The 22031-nt window shown below is 66.0% G+C and carries 19 protein-coding genes; 10 read left to right on the top strand and 9 right to left on the bottom strand.

Going from position 1 to position 22031, the window contains the following annotated elements:
- Positions 1-385: 385 nt before the first annotated feature.
- The 3 genes from SKP52_RS18495 to SKP52_RS18485 all read left to right on the top strand — a co-directional run bounded on the left by SKP52_RS18495 (position 386) and on the right by SKP52_RS18485 (position 1828).
- The gene (locus SKP52_RS18495) at positions 386-976 is read left to right on the top strand and encodes a hypothetical protein (RefSeq protein WP_148309188.1); all 591 of its coding nucleotides are present in this window, start codon (positions 386-388) and stop codon (positions 974-976) included.
- Positions 977-1052: 76 nt separating this feature from the next.
- Positions 1053-1508: an RNA polymerase sigma factor gene (locus tag SKP52_RS18490; RefSeq protein WP_052208527.1), complete on the top strand. Its 456-nt coding sequence runs from the start codon at positions 1053-1055 to the stop codon at positions 1506-1508.
- A complete protein-coding gene (locus tag SKP52_RS18485) occupies positions 1505-1828 on the top strand; it encodes a hypothetical protein (protein ID WP_039577261.1) in 324 nt (107 codons plus the stop codon). The genes SKP52_RS18490 and SKP52_RS18485 overlap by 4 nt, the downstream gene beginning before the upstream one ends.
- A gap of 23 nt (positions 1829-1851) precedes the next feature.
- On the opposite strand, the gene SKP52_RS18480 is transcribed toward SKP52_RS18485, so the two are convergent.
- The 5 genes from SKP52_RS18480 to SKP52_RS18460 form a co-directional block, all read right to left on the bottom strand.
- Positions 1852-3579 carry a flotillin family protein gene (locus tag SKP52_RS18480; RefSeq protein WP_081997430.1) on the bottom strand — a complete coding sequence of 576 codons (1728 nt, stop codon included), beginning with the start codon at positions 3577-3579 and terminating at the stop codon, positions 1852-1854.
- Positions 3580-3642: 63 nt separating this feature from the next.
- Entirely contained in the window at positions 3643-4269 is a 627-nt protein-coding gene (locus SKP52_RS18475) for a YqiJ family protein (RefSeq protein ID WP_039577259.1), read from the bottom strand.
- A 55-nt stretch (positions 4270-4324) separates the two neighbouring features.
- On the bottom strand, positions 4325-5038 hold the full coding sequence (locus tag SKP52_RS18470) for a hypothetical protein (RefSeq protein ID WP_228383699.1): 714 nt from the start codon (positions 5036-5038) through the stop codon (positions 4325-4327).
- 14 nt (positions 5039-5052) lie between these two features.
- A complete protein-coding gene (locus SKP52_RS18465) occupies positions 5053-6264 on the bottom strand; it encodes a toxic anion resistance protein (protein ID WP_039577254.1) in 1212 nt (403 codons plus the stop codon).
- A gap of 64 nt (positions 6265-6328) precedes the next feature.
- Positions 6329-7297 carry a bile acid:sodium symporter family protein gene (locus tag SKP52_RS18460; protein WP_039577251.1) on the bottom strand — a complete coding sequence of 323 codons (969 nt, stop codon included), beginning with the start codon at positions 7295-7297 and terminating at the stop codon, positions 6329-6331.
- Between the two features lie 209 nt (positions 7298-7506).
- Between SKP52_RS18460 and SKP52_RS18455 the strand changes: the two genes are divergently transcribed.
- From SKP52_RS18455 to SKP52_RS18430, 6 genes are all read left to right on the top strand, one after another.
- Positions 7507-8157, top strand: coding sequence for a 5'-methylthioadenosine/S-adenosylhomocysteine nucleosidase family protein (locus SKP52_RS18455; RefSeq protein ID WP_039577247.1), 651 nt, complete (start codon positions 7507-7509; stop codon positions 8155-8157).
- A 75-nt stretch (positions 8158-8232) separates the two neighbouring features.
- Positions 8233-9153, top strand: a complete 921-nt coding sequence (locus SKP52_RS24780) for a tetratricopeptide repeat protein (protein ID WP_052208526.1) — start codon at positions 8233-8235, stop codon at positions 9151-9153.
- A 104-nt stretch (positions 9154-9257) separates the two neighbouring features.
- Positions 9258-10043 carry a hypothetical protein gene (locus tag SKP52_RS24775; protein ID WP_148309187.1) on the top strand — a complete coding sequence of 262 codons (786 nt, stop codon included), beginning with the start codon at positions 9258-9260 and terminating at the stop codon, positions 10041-10043.
- A 104-nt stretch (positions 10044-10147) separates the two neighbouring features.
- Entirely contained in the window at positions 10148-11980 is a 1833-nt protein-coding gene (typA, locus tag SKP52_RS18440) for a translational GTPase TypA (protein WP_039577244.1), read from the top strand.
- A gap of 89 nt (positions 11981-12069) precedes the next feature.
- Positions 12070-13683 (top strand): NAD(P)/FAD-dependent oxidoreductase, encoded by a 1614-nt coding sequence (locus tag SKP52_RS18435; RefSeq protein WP_039577242.1) that lies wholly within the window; start codon positions 12070-12072, stop codon positions 13681-13683.
- A gap of 56 nt (positions 13684-13739) precedes the next feature.
- On the top strand, positions 13740-14234 hold the full coding sequence (locus SKP52_RS18430) for a pseudouridine synthase (RefSeq protein ID WP_267128066.1): 495 nt from the start codon (positions 13740-13742) through the stop codon (positions 14232-14234).
- Positions 14235-14250: 16 nt separating this feature from the next.
- Here SKP52_RS18430 and SKP52_RS18425 read toward each other — a convergent pair whose 3' ends face one another.
- The 3 genes from SKP52_RS18425 to SKP52_RS18415 form a co-directional block, all read right to left on the bottom strand.
- Entirely contained in the window at positions 14251-16002 is a 1752-nt protein-coding gene (locus SKP52_RS18425) for a chloride channel protein (RefSeq protein WP_039577235.1), read from the bottom strand.
- A gap of 115 nt (positions 16003-16117) precedes the next feature.
- Entirely contained in the window at positions 16118-17311 is a 1194-nt protein-coding gene (locus tag SKP52_RS18420; RefSeq protein WP_039577232.1) for a low temperature requirement protein A, read from the bottom strand.
- 138 nt (positions 17312-17449) lie between these two features.
- Positions 17450-18223, bottom strand: coding sequence for an SDR family oxidoreductase (locus SKP52_RS18415; RefSeq protein WP_039577230.1), 774 nt, complete (start codon positions 18221-18223; stop codon positions 17450-17452).
- Between the two features lie 122 nt (positions 18224-18345).
- On the opposite strand from SKP52_RS18415, the gene SKP52_RS18410 reads away from it, so the two are divergent.
- Complete coding sequence (locus SKP52_RS18410) at positions 18346-19206, top strand: helix-turn-helix domain-containing protein (protein WP_039577226.1); 861 nt, start codon at positions 18346-18348, stop codon at positions 19204-19206.
- An 18-nt stretch (positions 19207-19224) separates the two neighbouring features.
- Here the strand turns inward: SKP52_RS18410 and SKP52_RS18405 are convergent, their stop codons facing one another.
- Positions 19225-21900: a TonB-dependent receptor gene (locus tag SKP52_RS18405; protein WP_039577224.1), complete on the bottom strand. Its 2676-nt coding sequence runs from the start codon at positions 21898-21900 to the stop codon at positions 19225-19227.
- Between the last annotated feature and the right edge of the window lie 131 nt (positions 21901-22031).

Raw genomic sequence — 22031 nt, 5'->3', positions numbered from 1 at the left:
GTCGGGGGCGTATTCCGGCGATGCTATCGGTCCTGAGTGGCTTCCTTCTTCGGGCAAGGCTCGCCACGGCGGAAATGACCGCAGACGGGGGCGGATGTGTGGATCGGTGGGATTGCGTTGGCGGCATCGAGGGGAAGCGTCGGCGCAATCCCCGCCGTCTTTTTGGGCGCACCGCGCCATGGCCCGCCCCGGACGTCGAAAATAATTCACTAGGTTGCATCCACTGCCGCGCCTCGGACCGTCCAGTTCCTGATCGGCCGCTGCGCCGGTCCGGGCGGCGGCTTTGCGCGGCGGTTGGTATGTGCTCCCCGGTGCAGATCATCCCCGCCTTGCCGGAGGCCGCCGCCTGTGGTTTCACCGTGCCGAAGCGGCATGAAGGAGAGAGATGATGGATTTTCTGATTGCCGCGGCGGCCGCTGCCACCGCACCGGCTGCGCCGGCCGTTGCCGCGGCGCCGGTGGCTCTGTCCGCGCAGTCGATCAGCCCGGCGGACGTCGCCGCCTATATCGACCCGCGCGACATCGCCTCGTTCATGCCCGCGCCGCCGCCGACCACCGAACTGGTCGCGGTGAGCGACAGTTTTTTCAACCTGCTCGAAAATATCACGATGGTCGCGCTGTTCGTCGTGGGCTTTTTCCTTCTCGCACGACTGCTCCATGCGTGGATGCTTCATCGCTCGATCCGCCGTGCGCTCGAGGCCAAGTCCGACGCTGTCAGCCCGCTGATCGACAAGCTCAACAAGCCATATGAGCATATCGGCGGCCAAATCCCCGATGCGCCGGGCGACGACCGCAACGCGCTGGTGTTGCTCGCAATCGGCCTCGCAATGGCCGGTTTCGGGCTGATCCAGGGACATGAGCAGCTGATCCGCACCGCGGTCGGCGCTGCGCTTTTCCCCATATTCGTGGGCATCGCGCTGCTCGTCCGCCGCCGCCTCGCGCGCGCTGCGGCTGCCGAGGAGCGCGCCGCTGCGTGATGAGGCATGCGCCGATGAAGATTGGGCCCTCAACCAGCGTGTCGCGGGGGGAGATCGCGCCGCTTTCCAACTTCTCGTGCTGCGGCACGAGGGACGATTGCGCGCCTTCCTGTCCCGCGCCGCCGGATGCGACGCCGACGATCTGGCGCAGGAAGCCTTTGTTCGCGCGTGGCAGCGCGCTGGCGAATATCGGGGGCAGGGGAGTTATGCGGCGTGGATCATGGGGATCGGCTGGCGGTTGTTCCTCGACCAGCGGCGTACGGCGCGGCGGCGCGAGGGGCTTGCGGCAGGTGAAGAGGCCGCGACATCGACCGATCCGCGCCCGGCAAGCGACGCCGCGATCGACGCCGGCCGACTGCTTGGCGCCTTGTCGCCGCAGGAGCGCGCTGCGCTCACTTTATGCTTTGGCCATGGCTGGTCGCATGGCGAGGCGGCCGAGATCATGGGGGTGCCGCTCGGCACGCTCAAATCGCTCGTCTTGCGCGGCCGCGCCAAGGCGCAGAAGTTGATCGGCGAAGGAGCGGACGCATGACGGCGCCGGACGAACGCGACATCGATGCGATGCTGGCCGCGATGCTGGCACCGCCCGAGCGGCCGGGCGACCGCGGCTTTGCAGTCGGCGTCGAACGCGCGATCGATGCGCAGGCAGCCTATGCCCGTGCGCGGTCGCGCTTCTGGCGCAGCTTCGCGTTCGAGGCGCTGGCGATCGGCGCGCTGCTCGCGGCGCTGTGGCTCTTGTCGTCGGCGCCCTTGCTCGCGCCGCTCGCGGGGGCGACGCATTGGGGGCTCGCGCCGCCGCTGCTGCTCGTCCTGCTATTGTGGTTCGGGACGCAGCGCTGGCGCCAGGCTTAGCCGACGCTGGCGCTGTGTCCGGATCAGGCGTCTTCGTCGCTGTCTTTGGTGTCCGCGACGACGGCGTTGGGACGCGGCTTGCGCCCACGCGGAGCGGCCGGAATCGCGGGTTGTCCCGCTGGCTCGATCGCGGCGGCGCCCTTGACGAGTGCATCGAGCGAACCGCCGTCGAAGCCGAGTTCCTTCATCAGGCTGTCGATCACCGGCGCCTGCGCGCGGTAGGCGAGCGCCGCCGACACGGCGTTGCTGGCGAGGTTGCCCCCGTTGCCATTTGCGTCGCCATTTCCGCCGCCGTTCGAGGTACCGCCACCCGTCTGGTTAATCCCGTCGACCTGGATGATCTTGATCGAATCGATCGCTTCCATCGGCTTCGCGGCTTCGCGCACGACCTCGGGCAGCACCTTGAGTAGGGCCATCTTGGTCTGAAGCGAAATCTGGTCGGATGATAGCAGGTTGGCCGCCTCGTTGATTGCCCGCTGACCTGCCGCTTCGACCTCGAAGCGGATGCGCGCGGCTTCGGCGCGCAGCTTTTCGGCCTCGGCCTCGCCCTCGGCTTCGAGCCGCAATGCGGCGGCGCGGTTTGCTGCGGCTTCCTTTTCGGCCTCGGCCTCGACCTTGACCGAAATCGCCTGTCGTTCGGCTTCCTTGGCGGCTTCGATCAGCTCGATGCGCTTTGATCGTTCGGCAACCTCGGTTTCGCGCGCGGTGGCGACCTGTTCCTCGGCGGCGACGGCGATCGCGCGAGCCGCATCGGCTTCGCCGCGCGCCTGGCTTTCCTCGCGGCTCTTGTTTTGGATCAGGATCTGCTGTTCCTGCCGCGCGAGCTCGATCGCCTGTTCCTGCGCGATTCGCGCTTCCTCGATCGCGCGGTCGGCCTCGATCTGCTTGGCATCGACGAGTTGCTTCGCCTGAATGCGCGCGTTGTCGGCTTCCTGATTGCGCTGCGCCTGCTCGCGCGCGATTTCAGCGGCCTGTACGGCGCGCCGCATCTCGACCTCGCGCTCCTGCTCCAGCCGGGCGAATTCATTGTCGCGCGAAATTTCGAAGCTGCGCTTGTCCGCTTCCAGATTCTTGGTCTCGATCTGGACGCGCGTGTCCTGCTCGATGTCGTTGCGCGCCTTTTTGCGCAGCTCGATCTGTTCGGTGAGCTTGGTCAGACCCTCGGCGTCGAAGGCGTTGTTGGCATTGAAATGTTCGATCGACGTCTGATCGAGCCCGGTCAGCGACACCGATTCGAGCTCGAGCCCGTTCATCGACAGATCGTTCGAGCTGACTTGCTGCACCTTCTGGACGAAGTCGGCACGCTGTTCGTGGAGCTGGTTCATCGTCATGCCCGCGGCGACCGAGCGCAGCGCGTCGACGAACTTGCCCTCGACCAGATCCTTCAAGGCTTCGGGGTTCATCGTGCGCAGGCCAAGCGTCTGGGCCGCCATCCCGATCGCGCCCGCATCGGGGCGGACGCGGACGTAGAATTCGGCCTTTACGTCGATGCGGAGCCGATCGAGCGTGATCAGCGCGTCGACATTCTTGCGCTCGACCGCGAGCCTGACGGTGTTCATGTTCACCGGCATCGTTTCGTGCAGGACCGGCAGAACCAGCGCGCCGCCGTTCATGATGACGCGTTCGCCGCGAAATCCCGTGCGGACGAAGGCAATTTCCTTGGTCGCGCGATGATAAAGCCGCGTGACAATCAATCCCAGGATCAGGAGCGCGGCAAGCCCGATGCCGGCGTAAATAGCGATTTCAATCATGAACCTACCCGTTGCTGTCGATTCGCGCTTCCGTGATTGGAAGCCCCCGAACCGATATTAGGGTCAGTCGAGCCGCGGTAAATAAAAATCGCCGCGGGTGAAGGCTTTGAAGATGTCGCCTTCGCGTTTTACGAGCAGCACGCTCTCGCCGGTCTGGAAAATCTGATCGGCGCTGTCGGGTTCGACCATGATCTGGTGCGGCTGGCCGTGCAAATCGGTAACGCACGCCCGCGCCGGATTGCCGACGCTGGCGGTGCCGATGCTGATCTCTGCAAAGCGCCCGACCAGATCGTCGCGTTCGATCGCGGTGGTTTCGAGGCCCGGAAGGACGCGCGCGACGAGGCGCGCGGCGCCGCCCGTCACCGGGAGTGCGGCCACGGCGGTCAGCGGTACCATCAGCAGGTTCGTACCGGCGCCCCCGGTCAGCGCCGTCATCAGCTGCTGTAGCCCGAGCCCGAGCGCACCGAACAGTGCGAGAAAGATCACGAGCCACATCAGGAAAGGAACGCGGCCGATCCCGGCCCAGGCGAGCAGTGTATCGGCAAAGCCAATGTCGCCGTCGGTATCGCCGTGAACGTCCGCATCGATATCGCCCGCGAGCCCGATCGCCTGCACCGCGCCGATCAGCAGCATCAGCAGCAGGGCCGCGCTGAAAATGACATTTTCGGGGGCGAGGAGCAGGTCGAGCATCGACGTCTATGTGACCGCGCGTTGGGCGCTTGGCAAGCGGTGCCGCGAATGGGCCCTATGCTTGGTCTTCGTCCTCAAGCCCCTGATATTTGAGCTGGAGATAGCGTTCGCGCGTCGCGAGCTTGTCGAGTTCGCCCGCCGCGAGGCTGCGCGCCGCATTGCCGATTTCGCTTTCGAGCATCTTGAGGCCGCCGACGAGTGTCTCGTCGGGGGTGCGGCCGGCGTGGGCTTCGGTGCGCAGCCCCGCCGGGATACGCTGATAGCCGGCGACGAGTTCGGGAAGATCCTCGCCGACCAGCTTGCGGATGTTTGCGGCCGCGGGGCTCGATGCGTCGAGCGTCTGGAGCTGCGGGGCGAGCAGGTCGAGCTGGACGCCGATGCCGTCGACGAGTTGGCGCGCCGGGGCAGGGAGCGCGGGGCGCTGCGCCTCGAGCCAGATTTCGGTGCGGCCGGCTAGCTGTTTCAAATCGGCCTTGGGCAAATCGGCCTGACGCGGTTCGGGGAAGGGCGAACGGCCGAAGAGCACGGCGACGCCGATCAGCAGGATGAACAGCGCAAGCAGCCCGGTGAAGCCGAGCGGCTGGATCAGCGCGCCGAAGACCGCGGCACCGATCAGCACGATGCCGCCCGCGATCAGTACGCGGCCGAGCTTTTTATAGAGATGCTGGCGGCGCAGCGCGACGCTCTTGGTGCCGATCGGGCGGCGGCGCTCGCGCGACCGTTCGATCGCCGATGCCGCCGAGACCCGAATCTTGTCGACTTCGCTCATGCTCATCTTTTGCCTTAGCCTTCGAGCGATGCGAGCGGGCTGTCGGCGCCGCCGACGCTCGCCTGCGCCTGGCTCGCGCCCTCGGCGCGCGCGATATAGCCTTTCGACTTCGCGACCTCGCCCTCGAGCGTCGTCACCGTCGTCTTCATGCTGTCGAGCGCCTTCAGCTTGAAGGTGTCGATCGCGTCCATCGTGTCATAGATATTCTGGAACGCGCGCTGGAGCGTCTCCATCGGGATCGTGCTCGACGCCGCTTGCTCGTGGATGCGCGCGGTGTTGTCCTTCAGCATCTTCGAGGTGCCGTCGATGATGTTTGCGGTCGTGGTATTCAGCGCGGTGATCTGTTCGAGCACCAGCTTCTGGTTCGTCATTGCCTGCGCGACGGTGATCGCGGTCTTCAATGCGCCGACGGTGGTGGTCGAGGCGCGGTCGACGCCCTTCACCAGCTCGACATTATTCTTTTTGACGAGGTCGAGCGCGAGATAGCCCTGCACCGTCACCGCCATCTGGGTGAGCAAATCCTGCGTGCGCTGGCGTGCATAGAAAAGCGCGTTTTCACGCAGCACCTTGGCCTTCGCCGGATCGACGCCGTCGAGTTCGGTTGCTTTCGCTTCGAGCTTGGCGTCGAGGGTGCCCGCGATATGGACCATCTGTTCGAGCTTGCCCATCGCTTCCCACAGCTTGCGGCGCTCGACGTCGATGGCGGCATTGTCCATGAGCAGCTCGTCCTTGCCGTTCGACAAGGCGGTCAGGATGCCGCCGATATGCGTCTGCGCGCTGCGGTATTGCGCGAAATAATTGCCGACCTTGTTGCCGAGAATCTTGTCGAAGAAACCGCGCTTCGACAGCAGCTTGCCATTCGCCGACGGGTCGAGCCGCTCGACGGTGTTGCGCAGCTCGATCAGATTCATCCCGATGTCGGTGTCGCGGTCCATCGCCTTGATCGGGCGGTCGAGGAAGCGGTTCGACTGGTTCGCCGCCTCCAGCATTTCCTTGCGGCCCATGTTGGTGATCTGGTCGACCTTCTGCCCAAAGGCGGGCGAATTGACGTCCTGCGCGACCAGATCGTCGATAAAGCCGTCGACGCGTTCTTCCAGCTTCGACTTCTGCTCGGTCGACAGTGGCACCAGGCCGGCGGCCTTTTCGGGGGAAACCGCGGGCACGGGATCGGGCGGCGTCAGTTTCAGCTCGTCGGTTGCGGTCGCCGTCGCAGTCAGTTCGCTCATTCGTCTTCCTTCCAGCCACCCAATAGAAAATCTGGCCCATGCCCATATGGCACGCGCATCTGTGTTATTCAAGCACCACACCCTGTCGCGATCGCAACGCCGGCGCGATCCACGCGGACAGGATCAGTTGCGCCATATGATAGACGAGGATCGGAACGAGCACCATGCCGGCGATGGCGGGTGGGAAAAGCGTCGCGGCGAGCGGTGCGCCGACCGCGATGCTCTTTTGCGCGCCCGAAAAGAGCAGTGTGATGCGGTCGGGGCGTGCGAGCTTCAGCAGCCCGCCAAGCGCCCAGGCGCCGCCGAAGGACAGCGAGAGCAGCGACGCGACCGCTGCAAACACGATGGCAATCTCGCGCCCGTCGAGCAGGCCCCATATCCCCGCGACGACGGCGGCGGAGAAAGCGACATAGACCGCAATCGCGATAGCGGTGCGGTCCATGAAGGTCGCGAGACCGCGATGCGCGAGCACCCACGGCCGCAGCCAGCGCTGGACGAGCTGGCCCGCGAAGAAAGGAACGAGCAGGATCGAGACGATGCGCAGTACCGCCTCGCCATGGATATCGCCCGCGCTGCCCGCGAGCAGCGCGAAGAGCAGAGGTGAGAGCGCGACGCCGCTGAGGTTGAGCAGCGCTGCCGCGACGACGCTTGCTGCGACATTGCCGCCCGCGAGACTGCTCGCTGCGGTCGCCGACTGGACGGTCGAGGGCAGGATGCCGAGGAAGAGAAAGCCAAGCGCAAGCGTCGCGGGGAGCAGCGGCGCGGTCGCCGCCTGCGCCGCGAGCCCGAGCAGCGCCATGAAGCCGAAACAGAAAGCGAGCGCGCTCCCCTGCAGCTTCCAGTGACGGATGCCGTGCAGAACTTCGTGGCGCGGTAGGCGCACGCCATTGAGGAAGAAGAGGAAGATGATCGCCGCGGTCGACACCCCCTGCGCGATTGGCACCGCGGCGCCGCGCACCGGAAGCAGGCTCGCGAGCAGGACCGTCGCGAACAGCACGGGGACGAAGCGGTCGGGGAAGATGCGGGACAGCATTAGTGCGAGCGATGACGGTGTGAGAAGGGAATGGCAAGCATATGATCCTCCCTGCCGCGAAGCGGTGGGGAGGGGGACCATCCCAAGGATGGTGGAGGGGCGGTAACGGGGGCGTCATAGCCCCTCCGTCAGCGCTTCGCGCTGCCACCTCCCCATCGCTTCGCGACAGGGAGGATTGGATATGTCGTGAACTTGGCTACACACGCGCCATGGCCCACATCCTGATTCTCGCCGCGCTGCCCGAAGAGGCCGACGCGCTGTTTCCGGGCAGCGGAGAACGCGTCGGCGGACTGTTTGCCGAACGGCGGCTGACGGTCGCCGGCCACCGCCTCGGCATCGCGACCTGCGGGCTTGGCAAGGTGAACGCGGCGCTGTGTGCGGGCGCCTTGGCAGGTAATGCCGACCTGTTGTTGATGACCGGCACCTGCGGGTCGCTCGGTGCGGCGTCCGGCGCTTATTGGATCGCCGAGGCGTTGCAGCATGATTATGGCGCCAATCAGCCCGGCCTGTTTCGCCGCTACCGCGCGGGCGAATGGCCGATCGGCGAGGCGGGCGAGGCGCATTTTTCGGCGATGGCCGATCCGGGGCTCGGCCTGCCGCACGCGCGCATCGCCAGCGGCGACTCTTTCGTATCATGCCCCGATGCCGCCGCCGATCTCGCCAGTCTCGGCGCGACTTTGGTCGATATGGAGGTTGGCGCGGTGGCGCAGGTCTCGGCGCGGCTGGGCAAATCCTGGGGGGCGATCAAGGCGGTCACCGACGACGCGAACGACGATAGCGCAGGCGATTTTCATGCCAATCTCGTCCGCGCTGCGCGGGTTGCCGGGCAAGCGACCGAGCGGCTGATCGCGATGATCTGACCGTCGCTTCGCCGTTCCGCTGCGCCCGCGCTTGTGATACGCTGGCGCCGGTATCGACCGAGGGAGAGACTCGTCATGCGGCACCGTTCATCACTATCCGTCCTTGCGGCCTGCGCGGTCTTCGTCGCGCCGCTTGCCTTCGCGGCGGGAGGCGGCGGAGGTGGAAGCAGCGCGCCGCCGAGCCAGAGCGCTTATGACCCGACGGTCGATTATCAGAAGGGCGCCGATGCCTTTGCCTCGGGCAAATATGACGAGGCGGCAAAGGCGTTCAAAAAGGTCGTGTCGGCGGTGCCGAAAAACCCGCAAGCCAATTATCTGCTCGGCGCGAGCTATATGGCGCAGGGCGATTTCTCGCGCGCGGTAAAACCGCTCGAAGCCGCGGTGCTCTATGACGAAAAGATGGTCGACGCGCGCCGCGACCTGGGCATCGCGCAGGCGAAGCTCGGCAAGGCCGAGAAGGCGACCGAGCAGGCGGCGGCGCTGAAGGCGATGCAGGAGGGATGCGCGGGCACCTGCACCGATGCGGCGAAGCTCGCCGATGCGGTTGCGAAGGTCGAAGCGGCGATCGCCGCAGGTCGGCAGGCGCAAAGCGCGGTCGAGCCTGCGGTGCGGCTGGCCGCCGCCGAGACCCTCGATGCCACTTATGTGGCGGCGGTCGGACTGATCAACGAACATCGCTATGAGGCGGCAATCGCCAAGCTCGATCAGGCCTTGTGGGCGGCGGGGCCGCACCCCGATATACTCACCTATCTGGGCTTCGCGAACCGCAAGCTCAAACGTTACGGCGCGGCCGAAGCCTATTATCGCGAGGCGCTCGCCATCGCGCCGGAACATCGGGGTGCGCTCGAATATTATGGTGAGTTGAAACTCGAGCGCGGCGACGTCGCGGGGGCGAAGGCGCATCTGGCCAAGCTCGAGGCAATTTGCGGCTTCGGCTGTCATGAGGTCGACGAACTCAAGCGCTGGATTGCGGCGGGGCGCTCATCCGCAAGCTGATCGCGTTCGCGGCGCTGTCCCTCGGCGTCGCGGCAACGCGCGCCGATCCGCCGCCGGCGTTCGAGCAGTTGCGCTGGACCGCGCCGGGTTCCGAACAGGCACTCTTGTCGGAGCAGCCTGCGACCTGCGTGGCCAGCGACGCGCCGCTCGTTCGCAGCGGCCGCGCGCTGTTCGCGGTGCCGACCTTGCTCGGCGGCCAAGCGGCGAAGGCGGGGCTGAGCTGCGCAAGCTGTCACATCAACGGGCGCGGCAATCCGCATTTCCTGCTCGCGGGCGTGTCGGTCGCGCCGGGGACGGCCGATGTCACGAACAGTTTCTTCAGCGCGGCACGCGGAAACGGTCGCTTCGACCCGGTTGTCATTCCCGACCTCGCGATGCCGGGAAAGATCGCGCGCGGCACCGATACGCGCGCGCTCGAAGCCTTTGTCCGCAATCTGATCGTCGAGGAATTCGGCGGACGGGAGCCGACCCCCGCGATGCTCGCCGCGCTCGCCGCCTATGTTCGCGCGGTGCGCGCCTGTCCAGAGGGGCAGAGCGTCGGGCGGCGTCTCGCCGATCAGCTTTCGGCTGTCGACGACGGCGTCGCGGGCGCGCAGCTGATGATCGACCGCGCCGACTTGCAAGGCGCGCAGCTGTCGATCGCCGCGATGCGCCATCAACTCGGGCTGATCGCCGAACGCTATACAGGGCCGGGATTGGCGCGCGAGCGCGAAGGGCTTCTCGCCGCGTCGCGCGCGTTGCAGACGATCGGCGAGGGCGACCTTGCGCGGACCGGACCGGCGCTCGCGCGCTGGAAAGACCAATTCGGCGCGGGGCTTGCAAAACGGTTGCGGGGCGCAGAGGGCCGTTCACTCTACGATAGAAAGCGTCTGGCCAAATCGCTGCGCTAGTTCGCGCCATCGGCAATCATGTTGCGCCGCAGCACTACTTCTGTTAGGGGCGCGGCGTTTCGCGGCGCTCCGGGCGCTGCCCCCTTCCATCAAGGCTCTTCCGCATGTCTTTGCGCAATATTGCGATCATCGCCCACGTCGATCATGGCAAAACCACCCTCGTCGACCAGCTCTTCCGCCAGTCGGGCACCTTTCGCGACAACCAGCGCGTCGAAGAACGCGCGATGGATTCGAACGATCTCGAAAAGGAACGCGGGATCACGATCCTTGCGAAGTGCACCAGCGTCGAGTGGGGCGAAGGCGCCGACCTGACGCGCATCAACATCGTCGACACTCCGGGCCACGCCGATTTCGGCGGTGAGGTCGAGCGTATCCTGTCGATGGTCGACGGCGTCATTCTGCTCGTCGATGCCGCCGAAGGCCCGATGCCGCAGACCAAGTTCGTGACCGGCAAGGCGCTTGCGCTGGGCCTGAAGCCGATCGTCGTCGTCAACAAGATCGACCGCAGCGACGCGCGCGCCGCCGAAGTGCTCGACGAGGTGTTCGAACTGTTCCTGACGCTCGAAGCCAATGACGAACAGCTCGACTTCCCGATCCTCTACGCCTCGGGCCGCGGCGGCTATGCCTCGCCCGACCCCGAAGCGCGCGAGGGCACGCTCGAGCCGCTGTTCCAGACGATCGTCAGCCATGTGCCCACGCCCGGCCTGCCCGAGGACGGCCCCTTCACCTTCCTCGCGACCCTGCTCGACCGTGATAACTTCATCGGCCGCATTTTGACCGGCCGCGTCCAGTCGGGCACGATCAAGGTGAACCAGCCGATCCACGCGATCGACATGGACGGCAAGATCATCGAAACCGGCCGTGCGTCGAAGCTGCTCGCATTCCGCGGGCTCGAGCGCGTTCCCGTCGAGGAAGCGCGCGCGGGCGACATCGTGGCGATCGCGGGCCTCGCGCAGGCGACCGTCGCGAACACCATCGCCGACACCAGCGTCAGCGAGCCGATCGCCGCGCAGCCGATCGATCCGCCGACGCTGTCGATGCGCTTTGCGGTGAACGATTCGCCGATGGCCGGCCGCGAAGGCAGCAAGGTCACGAGCCGTATGATCCGCGACCGCCTGTTCCGCGAAGCCGAAACGAACGTCGCGATCCGCATCACCGAAAGCGCCGACAAGGACAGCTTCGAAGTCGCAGGCCGCGGCGAGCTTCAGCTCGGCGTGCTCATCGAAACGATGCGCCGCGAAGGTTTCGAACTCGGCATCAGCCGCCCGCGCGTTCTCTACGGTGAGGATGAAGCCGGCAAGCGCACCGAACCCTATGAAACCGTCGTCATCGACGTCGACGACGAACATAGCGGCACGGTTGTCGAGAAGATGCAGATCCGCAAGGCCGACCTCACCGACATGCGTCCGTCGGGTGGCGGCAAGACGCGCATCACCTTCAGCGGCCCGTCGCGCGGCCTGATCGGCTATCATGGCGAATTCCTGTCCGACACGCGCGGCACCGGGATCATGAACCGCCTGTTCGAAAAATACGGCCCGCATAAGGGCCAGATCGCGGGCCGCCAGAACGGCGTCCTGATCTCGAACGGCAATGGCGAAGCCGTCGCTTATGCCCTGGGCCCGCTCGAAGAGCGCGGCATTCTCTTCGTCTCGCCGGGCGAGGCGCTGTACGAGGGCATGATCATCGGCGAAAATGCGAAGCCCGACGACCTCGAAGTCAACCCGATGAAGTCGAAGCAGCTCACGAACTTCCGTTCGACGGGCAAGGACGACGCGATCCGCCTGACCCCGCCGAAGCGCATGACGCTGGAACAGGCGATCGCCTATATCGACGATGACGAGATGGTCGAGGTGACCCCGAAGAATATCCGCATCCGCAAGGCGCTGCTCGACCCGCACGAGCGCAAGAAAGCGTCGCGCAAGAAGGAAGCGGCATAAGGATCAAGAGGGGGCGGTCAGCGATGACCGTCCCCTTTTTCTTTGCGATTGGCGTTTCCTCATGATGGGATGCGCCCTACAGGCGGGCGATGCTTCGCCTGACCGAACTCACATTGTCGCTGCACCATGCGGACGAGGAATTGCCTGCCGCGATCTGCAAGCGGCTGCGCATCAGCCCACGCGAGCTGATCCGCCATGTCGTCGCGCGGCGCGCGCACGATGCGCGCGACAAGAGCAACATCAAGCTGATCTATTCGGTCGACGTCAATGTGAAGGACGAGGGCACGGTGCTGGCGCGCTTTCGCAAGGACCGCAACGTCCAGCCGACCCCGAACACCGCCTATAAATTCATCACGCAGGCGCCCACGGGAATTAAACGGCCGGTGGTCGTCGGCGCGGGGCCGTGCGGGCTGTTCGTCGGGCTGATCCTCGCGCAGATGGGCTTCCGTCCGATCATCCTCGACCGCGGCAAGGTCGTCCGCGAGCGTACCAAGGACACGTGGGACCTGTGGCGGCGCGGCGTGCTCCACCCCGAATCGAACGTCCAGTTCGGCGAGGGCGGCGCGGGCACCTTTTCCGACGGCAAGCTCTACAGCCGGATCAAGGACCCGCGGCACCTCGACCGCAAGGTGCTGACCGAATTCGTCAAGGCGGGCGCACCGCCCGAAATCCTGACCGAGGCGCATCCGCATATCGGCACCTTCCGGCTGGTGACGATGGTCGAAAGCCTGCGCGCGACGATCGAGGGGCTGGGCGGCGAATATCGCTGGCAGCACAAGGTTGACGGGCTCGATATCAGTGTCGACGGCGCAGGAGAGCGCCGCGTCCAGGGCGTGCACCTTGCCAATGGCGAGTATATCGAGGCCGACCGCGTCGTACTGGCTGTCGGCCACAGCGCACGCGACACCTTTGCGATGCTCCACGCGGCGGGGGTGCATGTCGAGGCGAAGCCCTTTTCGATCGGCGTGCGCATCGAGCATCCGCAATCGTGGATCGACACCTCGCGCTTTGGCGCCAACGCGGGCAACCCGATCCTCGGCGCCGCCGAATATCATATCTCGCACCACTGCAAGAATGGGCGGACGGTCTATAGCTTCTGCATGTGCCCCGGCGGCACCGTCGTCGCCGCAACGTCGGAGGAAGGGCGCGTCGCCACGAACGGCATGAGCCAATATTCGCGCAACGAGCGCAACGCCAATTCGGGGTTCGTCGTCGCGATCGACCCCGAACGCGACTATCCCGGCGATCCGCTCGCGGGCCTCGCCTTCCAGCGCCACTGGGAATCGCTCGCCTTTGTCGCGGGCGGATCGAACTATAAAGCGCCCGCGCAGCGTGTCGGCGATTTCCTCGCGGGGCGCCCGTCGACCGCGCTGGGCAGCGTCGTCCCCTCCTATCGCCCCGGCGTCACCCCGACCGACCTCGCGGCGTGCCTGCCCGATTTCGCGGTCGAGGCGATGCGTGAGGCGATCCCGGTGTTCGGGCGCCAGATCGCGGGATACGACCATCCCGATGTAGTGATGACGGGGGTCGAGACGCGCACATCCTCGCCCGTGCGCTTTACCCGCGGCGACGATTTTCAGAGCCTGAACACCGCGGGGCTTTTTCCGGCGGGCGAGGGTGCGGGCTATGCCGGTGGAATCCTTTCGGCGGCGGTCGACGGCATCAAGGTCGCCGAGGCGGTCGCGCGGAGCCTGATGCCGTGACGCTGATCCTGTTCAACAAGCCGTGGGGCGTGCTCAGCCAGTTCACCGACAAAGGCATGACGGCGCCCGCCGACGGTCCGCGCGCGACGCTGTCCGACTATATCGACGTCCCCGGCATCTATCCCGCCGGGCGGCTCGACCGCGATAGCGAGGGGCTGCTGATCCTGACCGACGACGGCGCGTTGCAGGCGCGGATTTCGTCGCCGAAGCACAAGACGCCCAAAACCTATCTGGCGCAGGTCGAGGGCGAGCCCGATGCCGCGAGCCTCGATCGCCTCCGCGCCGGGGTGATGCTGAACGACGGCATGACGCGCCCCGCGACCGTGTGCCTAATCGACCCGCCCCAGCTCTGGGACCGTGACCCGCCGGTGCGCTACCGCAAGAGCGTCCCCGACTCATGGCTCGAACTGACGATCACCGAAGGCCGCAACCGCCAGGTCCGCCGCATGACCGCCGCGGTCGGCTATCCGACGTTGCGGCTGGTGCGCCGGCGGATCGGCAGTTGGGAATTGGGCGATCTGGCGCCGGGGGAATGGCGCGCGGCGAAGTGAGCAACGCCTGCTGGGCTCACCGCTCTCCGAACATCTCGCGCTGCGCGGCCTCGAGCTCCTCGAAATAGCGGCGGCGGGCGTGGCGTTCGCTGACGACGCCGACGACCCGGCCCCTGTCGTCGACGACCGCGAGCTCATCGGCCGAGGCGGTGTCGAAGTGGCGCAGCATCGGCTCGATCCCCGTCGCGGTCTGGAGGTGCGTGTCCTGCTGCGTTGCCAGGCTGGCGACCGGGGCGGCGAGGTCGAGGTCGGGATGATAGGCGGCGGCGGTCGCGACGATGCCGCCATAATGGCCCTCGCCGTCGGTGAGGATCGCCTTGCTCGTCGAACCGAGTGCGATGCGCGTTCGGAAGTCGCCGACGGTCATCGCCGCAGGAACGCTGGTCCAGTCGGTGCGCATGATCCGCCCCGCTGTGAGCGTAACGATGCGCCCGATATCGCGCGGGCTGCGGATCGTCGAACCGCGGAGGTGCAGGCGCCAGGTCGAGAAGCTGTAGCCGAAAAGCTCGCGCGTCACCGCGCTCGAAATCAGCGTTGCGGTGAGCACCACCCCCATCAGCGCGAAATCATGCGTCGTCTCGAGCATCAGGATCGCGAGCGTCATCGGCCCGCCGACGATCGAAACGCTGAGCGCGGCCATGCCGACCAGCGCGGCGTCATTGGGATCGAGCGTCACGCCGAGCGGGCTCATATTGACGAGCGCGGCGAAAATCTGCCCCGCGAGCGAGCCGAGGAACAGCGAGGCGAAGAAGAGGCCGCCGCGAAAGCCGAAGCTCAGGGAGATCACTGACGCGGCAATCTTGAGCAGCAGCACGGTGACGAGGAAGAGCAGGGCCGGGTGGAGGATGAGGTTGAGATGGAGCGCGCCGTGCCCCGCCGAGAGCGTCTGCGGCGAGAGGAGCGCAAGCGGGATCAGCAGGAGCCCGCCGATCAGCGGCCCCCAGTCGCTGACCGTGCGCCAGGCCTGTACCCGCCGCTCGGCATAGGTCACGAGCCGCATGATGAAGATGCCGAGCAGCGCCGCCGCGACCCCAAGCAGCGCGAAGAGCAGATAGGCGGCGAGGTCGAAGCCGCGATCGGCGCTCGTCGCGATCAGATAGGGATCGGCGCCGAGCAGGCGGCTGACCGACACCGCGGCAAGCGCGGCGGCGATCACCGGGGCGACCGCGGCGGGGGTGTAATTGCCGAGCACGATCTCGAAGGCATAGAAAGCGCCCGTCAGCGGCGCTCCGAATGCCGCGCCGATCGCGCCGCCCGCGCCCGCGCCGACCAGCGTGCGCAAATCGTTGCGGCGCAGCGCGAGCCACTGGCCGATCTGCGAGGCGAGCCCGCCGCCCATCTGGGCATAAGCGGCCTCGAGCCCGACCGAGGCGCCCGCGCCGTTCGAGACGATCGTCTGCGCCGCGATGATCAGATTGTCGGCGGCAGGGATGCGGCCGCCGTGGAGCGCGTTCGCCTCGACGACGTCGACCGGCATGCGGCGGCGGCTGCGCTGCCAGCGCGCGAGCGCAACGAGCAGCAAGCCGCCGAGCGGCAGCGCGAGCAGCTTCCACGGATGGTGGATCGACCCGAGCGCGCTCAGCCGGTTGAGCGAGACGCCATAGAGCAGGCGCTGGATGCCATGCGCGAGATATTGCTGAACATTGGTGAGCAGCCCCGCGCCAACCCCGGCGAGCGCCGCGAGCAGGATGAACGCCGCCTCGCTCTCGCGCAGCCGCCGCCGTGCGCGCGCGGCGAAGAGGACGAGCGATTTGCGCGAGCGCGACATGCGCGCTTCCCAAGACCCGTGCGCGTGCCGGGTCAAGCCTTTAGGCGACTGACCGGGAACATCTGACGCACCGCAACAGGGCAATTGCTATAGGCATCTGCGCGCGGCGGGGGGATCAGTGCCTCTCGATCGCCGGCACCGCACGCGGCGTCCGGCTTTCCCAGATCGCGACCGTGGCGAGGAGCAGCGTTGTGAGCCAGCCCATGGTGAGCAGGTTTGCATTGAGGCCGATCGGAGCGAGCGCCAGCGCCGCGACGATCCCGGCGAGGTGTGACACCGGGATGCGCCCATAGACGACGCGGCGATAGATGGCGCTGCCCGCTAGATAGAGGATCGGACCGGCGGCGATGACGAGCACCTGCGGCAGGCTGGCATGGCCGGCCGGATGCGCCATCGCGAGATCGTTGCCGACCGCGCAGACGATGATTCCCGCGACGAGGATCGCGTGGACATAGTTGAACCAGGCGCCGATGCGGCCGGGGTCGTCGGACGCGCTGATCTTTGTCGTCGCATCCTTGCTCGAGGTGCCGAAATAGAGCCACCAGAGCGCAAGCGTGCCGAGGAAGGTCGCGCCGAGTGCCGAGAGGATCGGACTGCTCCATGCCTCACCCTTCGCCAGCGTCGCGCCGGTCGCGATCAACGTCTCGCCGAGCGCGAGAATGACGAAGAGTTGGCAGCGCTCGGCCAAGTGACCGCCTTCGATCGTCCATTCGCTTGTGAGCGATCGTCCGAGCCCGGGAAAGGCGAAGCCGGTCATCGGCGCGATATATTCGAGGAGAACCGCGATCCCCCAGAGCGCGAGCCGCATCTCGTGCCCGACGAGGGCGCCGCCGATCCAGAAGCAACCCGAGACGGTGAACCACGCCGCCATGCGCCGATAATTGGCAGCAAGCGCCGTGGTGGGGTCGAGCGCAAAGATCACGAACAGCGTGCGCCCGAGCTGGATCGCCACATAGCATCCGGCGAAGACGAGCGCCTTGTCGCCGAATGCGTCGGGGATCGCGGCGGACATCACGAGCGCGAGCAGCATCAGCACGAACAGGAAACTGCGCAGGCGGGGGTTTTCGGGGTCGAACCAGTTGGTGACCCAGCAGGTATATTGCCAGCCGAGCCAGACCGCGAACCAGAGGATCAGCGTTTCGAGCGCGCCGACAAGGCTGAGGTGGTGGAGCAACGTGTGGCTGAGCTGGGTGACCGCGAAGACATAGACAAGATCGAAGAACAGCTCTTCGAAGGTGACGCGCGCATGATGGCCGTCGCGGTCGCGGAGCATCGGGCGGCGCGCGGCGCCGGGGTGCTTCGCCGTCATTGCGCGGTGACCGGCCTGGCGTGCATGAAATTCCCCTTCAAGAATGGATTGCGGCCTGAATATCCCTGCCCCGGCGGCAGGGGAAGATGGCCCATGGGATAGGTCCGGCGGCCGGAGGGACGGCCGCCGGGGGAGGGGTCATTTGGTTGTGTAGCCGCCGTTGACGAGGATCGTCTGGCCGGTCATCCACCAGCCGTCCGACACCAGCATCCGGATCCACGGGACGATGTCGGCGATGTCGGTGAGCCCGGTCTTGGTGAAGGCGGAGAGCGCGGCGGCGGATTTGTGATAGGCCTGCGCATCATCGCCTTCGGCGGGATAGAAGAAGGGGGTGTCCATCGGGCCGGGGCCGATCGCGGTCACCGAGATTCCGCGTTCTCCGAACTCCTTTGACGCGGCGCGGGTGAAATGTTCGACCGGCGCCTTGGTGCCTGCATAAGCGGCGTAGAAGGGTGTGTAGGCGCCGAGCAAGGAGGTGACGAGCGTGCACACCTTGCCATTGTCGTTCACATGTTTGCCCGCCTCTTTCAGGAAGAAGAAGGCGGTCTTCGAATTGACCGCGGTCATCTCGTCATATTCGGCTTCGCTGATGTCGGTGAAGGGCTTTTTCAGTACCTTGCCGACGGTGTTGATCGCGATGTCGGGACGACCGATCGCGGCGATCGTGTCGGCGAAGAGCTTCTCCATCGCGCCGGCCGTGGTGAGGTCGGCCTGGAAGGCGACGGCTTCGGCGCCCGCGGCGCGGATCGCGGCGAGCGTTTCCGCGGTTTCGGCGGCCGCGGCGGCGCTGTTGTAGTGGATCGCGATCGCCCTGGCGCCCTGCGCGGCGAGGTCGCGTGCGATCAGCCCGCCGAGATTCTTGCCGCCCCCGGCGATGAGGACGGTCTTACCCTTGATGCTGTGATCGGTCATATTGGTCTCCTTGGTCGTTGATTATCCAAGGCTAAGGCGCTTTCGCCTTGTCCGCTTTCAAATTCCGGCGCAATTTTCGAATATTGTCTTGGGCGAGTCGTGGGGGCTCGCAAGGTGGGTGATTGACCGAAGCCGCAACCGTCTGGGATGGCATCAGGCCGCGATCGGGGCGCGACGTCGTCGCGCGGCATCAGGCGCGGATCGGCCAGCTCGGCGTGCTCGCGGCCACCGAAAATCTGGACGCGCCGACCGATTGGGCGTTCGAGGAAGATCATCATGTCATCGTCGTCCATCTCGGCGGCCGGCTCGACCGGATGGAGTGCGAATTTTCGGTCGGGCCGTCGGGGCCGGTGCTGCCGTCGCGCGGCGACGTGTGGATAGTCCCCGCTGCCTGCCGCTATGCCGCGCTCGCGCAGGGGGAGCGGGCGGAGTTCGTCGAGTTCGCCGTGCCCACCGCGCTGCTGGCCGACGCGCCGCTCGCCGCGCGGGTTTGCCATCGCGACGAATTTCTCTTTGGTGCGGCGGCGCGGCTTTTCGACCTGATGCCGCTCGTCGACGACGATCTGGCGCGGATGGCATCGCACGAGGTGGGCGACGCGCTCGAACGGCATTTATTCCATCAATATGGGCGTCGCGACCCGAGGCCCATGCGGCGGGCCTTGTCGGCATCGGACCGCAACCGGCTGGTCGATGCGATTCGCGGGCAGCTCGATGCGGAGCATAGTCTTGCCGCACTGGCGGCGTTGGTCGGGATGGATGAGCGGGGCTTCACCGGCGCCTTTCGCGCCGCGTTCGGCGTGTCGCCCTGGCAATATGTAATGCGCGCGCGGCTCGATGAGGCGGCGCGGTTGCTATGGTATGGCGCGGAGCCGGTGACCGAGATTGCCCTTGCGACGGGCTTTGCCTCGCCGAGCCATTTTGCGACCGCCTTTGCGCGGCGCTTCGGGGTGCCGCCGTCGCGCTATCGTGCCGCGGCACGTTAGCGCGACGGCGGCTGACCGTCAGAACTTCAAACGCGCCCCGACATAGAATTGGCGGCCATTGTCATAGATTGCGCGCGGGCGGGCGCGGGTGCCCGAATATTGCACGATCTCTTCGTTGGTCAGGTTGATCGCGTCGGCGGTGAGCGCGATATTGTCGGTGATGTTGACGCTGACCGACGCATCGAGCGACGACAGCGACGCCTGGTTGAGCGGCGCAGCGCGGTCGATGTCGATGAAGAATTTCGACCGGTAATTATACGACAGCCGCGCGCTGATCAGGTCATTTTCGTAATATCCCGTCAGATTGAGCGAGTGCTTCGAATTGCCGGGGATCGGATCGCCATTATCCGCCTTGGCGTCGGAGTAGGTGTAGTTCGCCACCGCGCCGAAGCCGCCCCAGATCGGGCGCGACACCTGGAATTCGAAACCCTGATTGCGTCCGCCGTCGCCGTTGCTGCGGCGGTTGATCTGATAGGGGCAGTTGAACAGGTTCGGATTGCCGCCGCCCGCCGCGACGCAGCCCGCGGGCTCGGACCCCGGCACGAACACGCTCGGCAGGATTTCGGTCGAGGTCGTGTTGACGATGTACGACTGGATATCCTTGTAGAAGGCGGCGAGCGCGACGATCGTCTCGCGGTCGGGATAGAATTCGATCGACAAATCATATTGGTTGGCGCGGTACGGATCGAGGTTCGGATCGCCGCCGCGCCCGGTGAGCAAGGTGCCGTTGAGGTCGACGCCCGGCGTGATGTCGACAAAATCGGGGCGCGTCACCGTCTTGCCCGCGGCGAAGCGCAGCACGACCTGGTCCGACAGGTCGACCGAGAGGTTCGCGCTCGGCAAGATGTCGGTGTAGGAACGTTTCGCCCGCGACGGGGTGAAGCCGCCGAATGGATTGGTGAACTCGGGGTTGGTGCCGCCGATGATGAAGCCGTCGGAGGTCTGGTCGGTGGTGATCACGCGCACGCCGACATTGCCGCGCCAGCCGTCGCCGCCGAATTTCGCGAGGCCATAGCCGCCCCACGCCTTTTCGTTGATCGAATAGGTGTTGCCGGGGACGAGAAAGCGGTCGTTGCTCGGCGACGTCGACGCGCCATAGATCGCGCGCAGCTTCGCGGGATCGACGCGCCAGTAATCGGTGAGCGTGCCGGGGGCGGCGATATTATCGAGGAAGTCGCCGGGCATGCCGCTGCCGGTCGCGAAATCGGCCGAGGTGCAGGGGGCGCCATTGCAGCGAAGTCCGGGGGTGAAGACGCCGCCATTGGTCGCGAAGCGTTCGGCGACGCGGTCGTGGTCGGTATATTTGACCCCGAATTTGAGCGCGGTCATCGGGCCCCATTCGACCTGTTTTTCGACGTCGAGGTAGAAATATTTCTCTTCATCTTCGTTGGTGACCGATTGCATGCGCGCAAAGTCGGGCCGGATGCCCAGCGGGTTGAGCGGGTCAGGGTTCGAGAAGCTGACTTCGGGACGGCCGCTGGTGAGGTCGTAACTGAAAGCGCCGGGGCCGGCGAATTCGATGAAATTCTCGTTGCTCGTGTCGCCGTTCGCCCTGGTCCAGCCGCCCTTGAAATGCACCGACAGGCTGTCGGTCGGTCGGTAGGTCAGGTCGAAGTCGGCCGAGACGGTCTTGGCGACCGCCTGACGGTCGATAGCGTCATAGACGACGCCGAAGCCCGTCGTCCCCCCCGTGGCCGAGGCGATATTGCCCGACACCGCGACACCGTCGCGCACCACGGCGTTGGTGATCGTGCCGCCGCCGCCGAGCGCCTGTTCGCCCCATGCGATATAATTCTGGTTGAAGTTGTCGGCGTTGAAGCGCGAGTAGAGCCCGGTGATATTGATCTCGAGCGCGTCCGACGGGCGGAACTGGATGCCGACATTGGCGCCATAGCGTTCGCGGTCCTGTTCGAACAAGGTCGAGCCGATCAGCGTCGGGACGAGCGCGTCGCCGCCGCCGACGGGGAAGGAGCGATAGCCGAAAATCTCGAGCCCGTCGCGGCGCGTGCGGCGCTTCTGGTAGATCGCGCCGACAAGTACGCCAAAGGTCTCGTCTTCATTCTTCCAGCTGACGAGGCCCGACACCTGCGGATCGACCTTGCCCGAGAGGTCCGAATAGGCCGCCTGCACCGACGCCGAGAGGGTGAGCGGGTCGAGGTCGAGCGGGTTGCGCGTGATGACGTTGATCGTGCCGCCGACCCCGCCTTCCTCGACGTCGGCCTGCGGGCTCTTGTAGACTTCCAGGCGGCCGATGATCTCGGCGGGCAGCGTCAGATAGTTGAAGCTGCGCGTCGAGGCGACCTGGTCGAGAATGAACCAGTCGGCGGTCGCAACGCTGTGGCCGTTGAGCAGGGTCTTGGTCAGGTTCGGCGCGGTGCCGCGCAGCGAGACGCGCTCGCCCTCGCCGAACTCGCGGTTGACGACGATGCCGGGGACGCGCTGGAGCGCCTCAGCGACATTCTTGTCGGGGAATTTTCCGACATCCTCGGCGGTGACGACGTCGGCGATCACTGACAGGTCGCGCTTGGCGTCGATCGCCTCGCGCAGCGATCCGCGGATGCCGGTCACGACGATTTCGCTCTCGGCCGTGTCGGCGGCGGGCGCGGTGGTGGAGGTCTGGGCGTGGGCCGCGCTAGCGGCGAAAAGCAGCGTACCAATGCTGGCCGAAGCGAGCAGATATCTTGCATTGGTCATGTTAAGTCTCCCTCTTTTTGATCTTAGATCATGTTTTGCTCTAATTTTGAGGGAAATTTATACATACCAATCTATCCGTCAAGCGGATTTTGACGCGATTAATAGCGCGTCCGCGCGATGTATGCGGAATT

This window comes from Sphingopyxis fribergensis (assembly GCF_000803645.1).
In the GTDB taxonomy this organism is placed as follows: Bacteria; Pseudomonadota; Alphaproteobacteria; order Sphingomonadales; family Sphingomonadaceae; genus Sphingopyxis; species Sphingopyxis fribergensis.
The sequence above is the reverse complement of the archived record's forward strand: the minus strand, read 5'-3'. Positions and strand labels throughout refer to the sequence as shown.

Excerpts from the sequence above, each read along its gene's own strand:
- SKP52_RS18495 (WP_148309188.1), top strand. The coding sequence starts at position 386 with ATGATGGATTTTCTGATTGCCGCGGCGGCCGCTGCCACCGCACCGGCT.
- SKP52_RS18485 (WP_039577261.1), top strand. The coding sequence starts at position 1,505 with ATGACGGCGCCGGACGAACGCGACATCGATGCGATGCTGGCCGCGATG.
- SKP52_RS18480 (WP_081997430.1), bottom strand. The coding sequence starts at position 3,579 with ATGATTGAAATCGCTATTTACGCCGGCATCGGGCTTGCCGCGCTCCTG.
- SKP52_RS18475 (WP_039577259.1), bottom strand. The coding sequence starts at position 4,269 with ATGCTCGACCTGCTCCTCGCCCCCGAAAATGTCATTTTCAGCGCGGCC.
- SKP52_RS18470 (WP_228383699.1), bottom strand. The coding sequence starts at position 5,038 with ATGAGCGAAGTCGACAAGATTCGGGTCTCGGCGGCATCGGCGATCGAA.
- SKP52_RS18465 (WP_039577254.1), bottom strand. The coding sequence starts at position 6,264 with ATGAGCGAACTGACTGCGACGGCGACCGCAACCGACGAGCTGAAACTG.
- SKP52_RS18460 (WP_039577251.1), bottom strand. The coding sequence starts at position 7,297 with ATGCTGTCCCGCATCTTCCCCGACCGCTTCGTCCCCGTGCTGTTCGCG.
- SKP52_RS18455 (WP_039577247.1), top strand. The coding sequence starts at position 7,507 with ATGGCCCACATCCTGATTCTCGCCGCGCTGCCCGAAGAGGCCGACGCG.
- SKP52_RS24780 (WP_052208526.1), top strand. The coding sequence starts at position 8,233 with ATGCGGCACCGTTCATCACTATCCGTCCTTGCGGCCTGCGCGGTCTTC.
- typA (WP_039577244.1), top strand. The coding sequence starts at position 10,148 with ATGTCTTTGCGCAATATTGCGATCATCGCCCACGTCGATCATGGCAAA.
- SKP52_RS18435 (WP_039577242.1), top strand. The coding sequence starts at position 12,070 with ATGCTTCGCCTGACCGAACTCACATTGTCGCTGCACCATGCGGACGAG.
- SKP52_RS18430 (WP_267128066.1), top strand. The coding sequence starts at position 13,740 with ATGACGGCGCCCGCCGACGGTCCGCGCGCGACGCTGTCCGACTATATC.
- SKP52_RS18425 (WP_039577235.1), bottom strand. The coding sequence starts at position 16,002 with ATGTCGCGCTCGCGCAAATCGCTCGTCCTCTTCGCCGCGCGCGCACGG.
- SKP52_RS18420 (WP_039577232.1), bottom strand. The coding sequence starts at position 17,311 with ATGACGGCGAAGCACCCCGGCGCCGCGCGCCGCCCGATGCTCCGCGAC.
- SKP52_RS18415 (WP_039577230.1), bottom strand. The coding sequence starts at position 18,223 with ATGACCGATCACAGCATCAAGGGTAAGACCGTCCTCATCGCCGGGGGC.
- SKP52_RS18405 (WP_039577224.1), bottom strand. The coding sequence starts at position 21,900 with ATGACCAATGCAAGATATCTGCTCGCTTCGGCCAGCATTGGTACGCTG.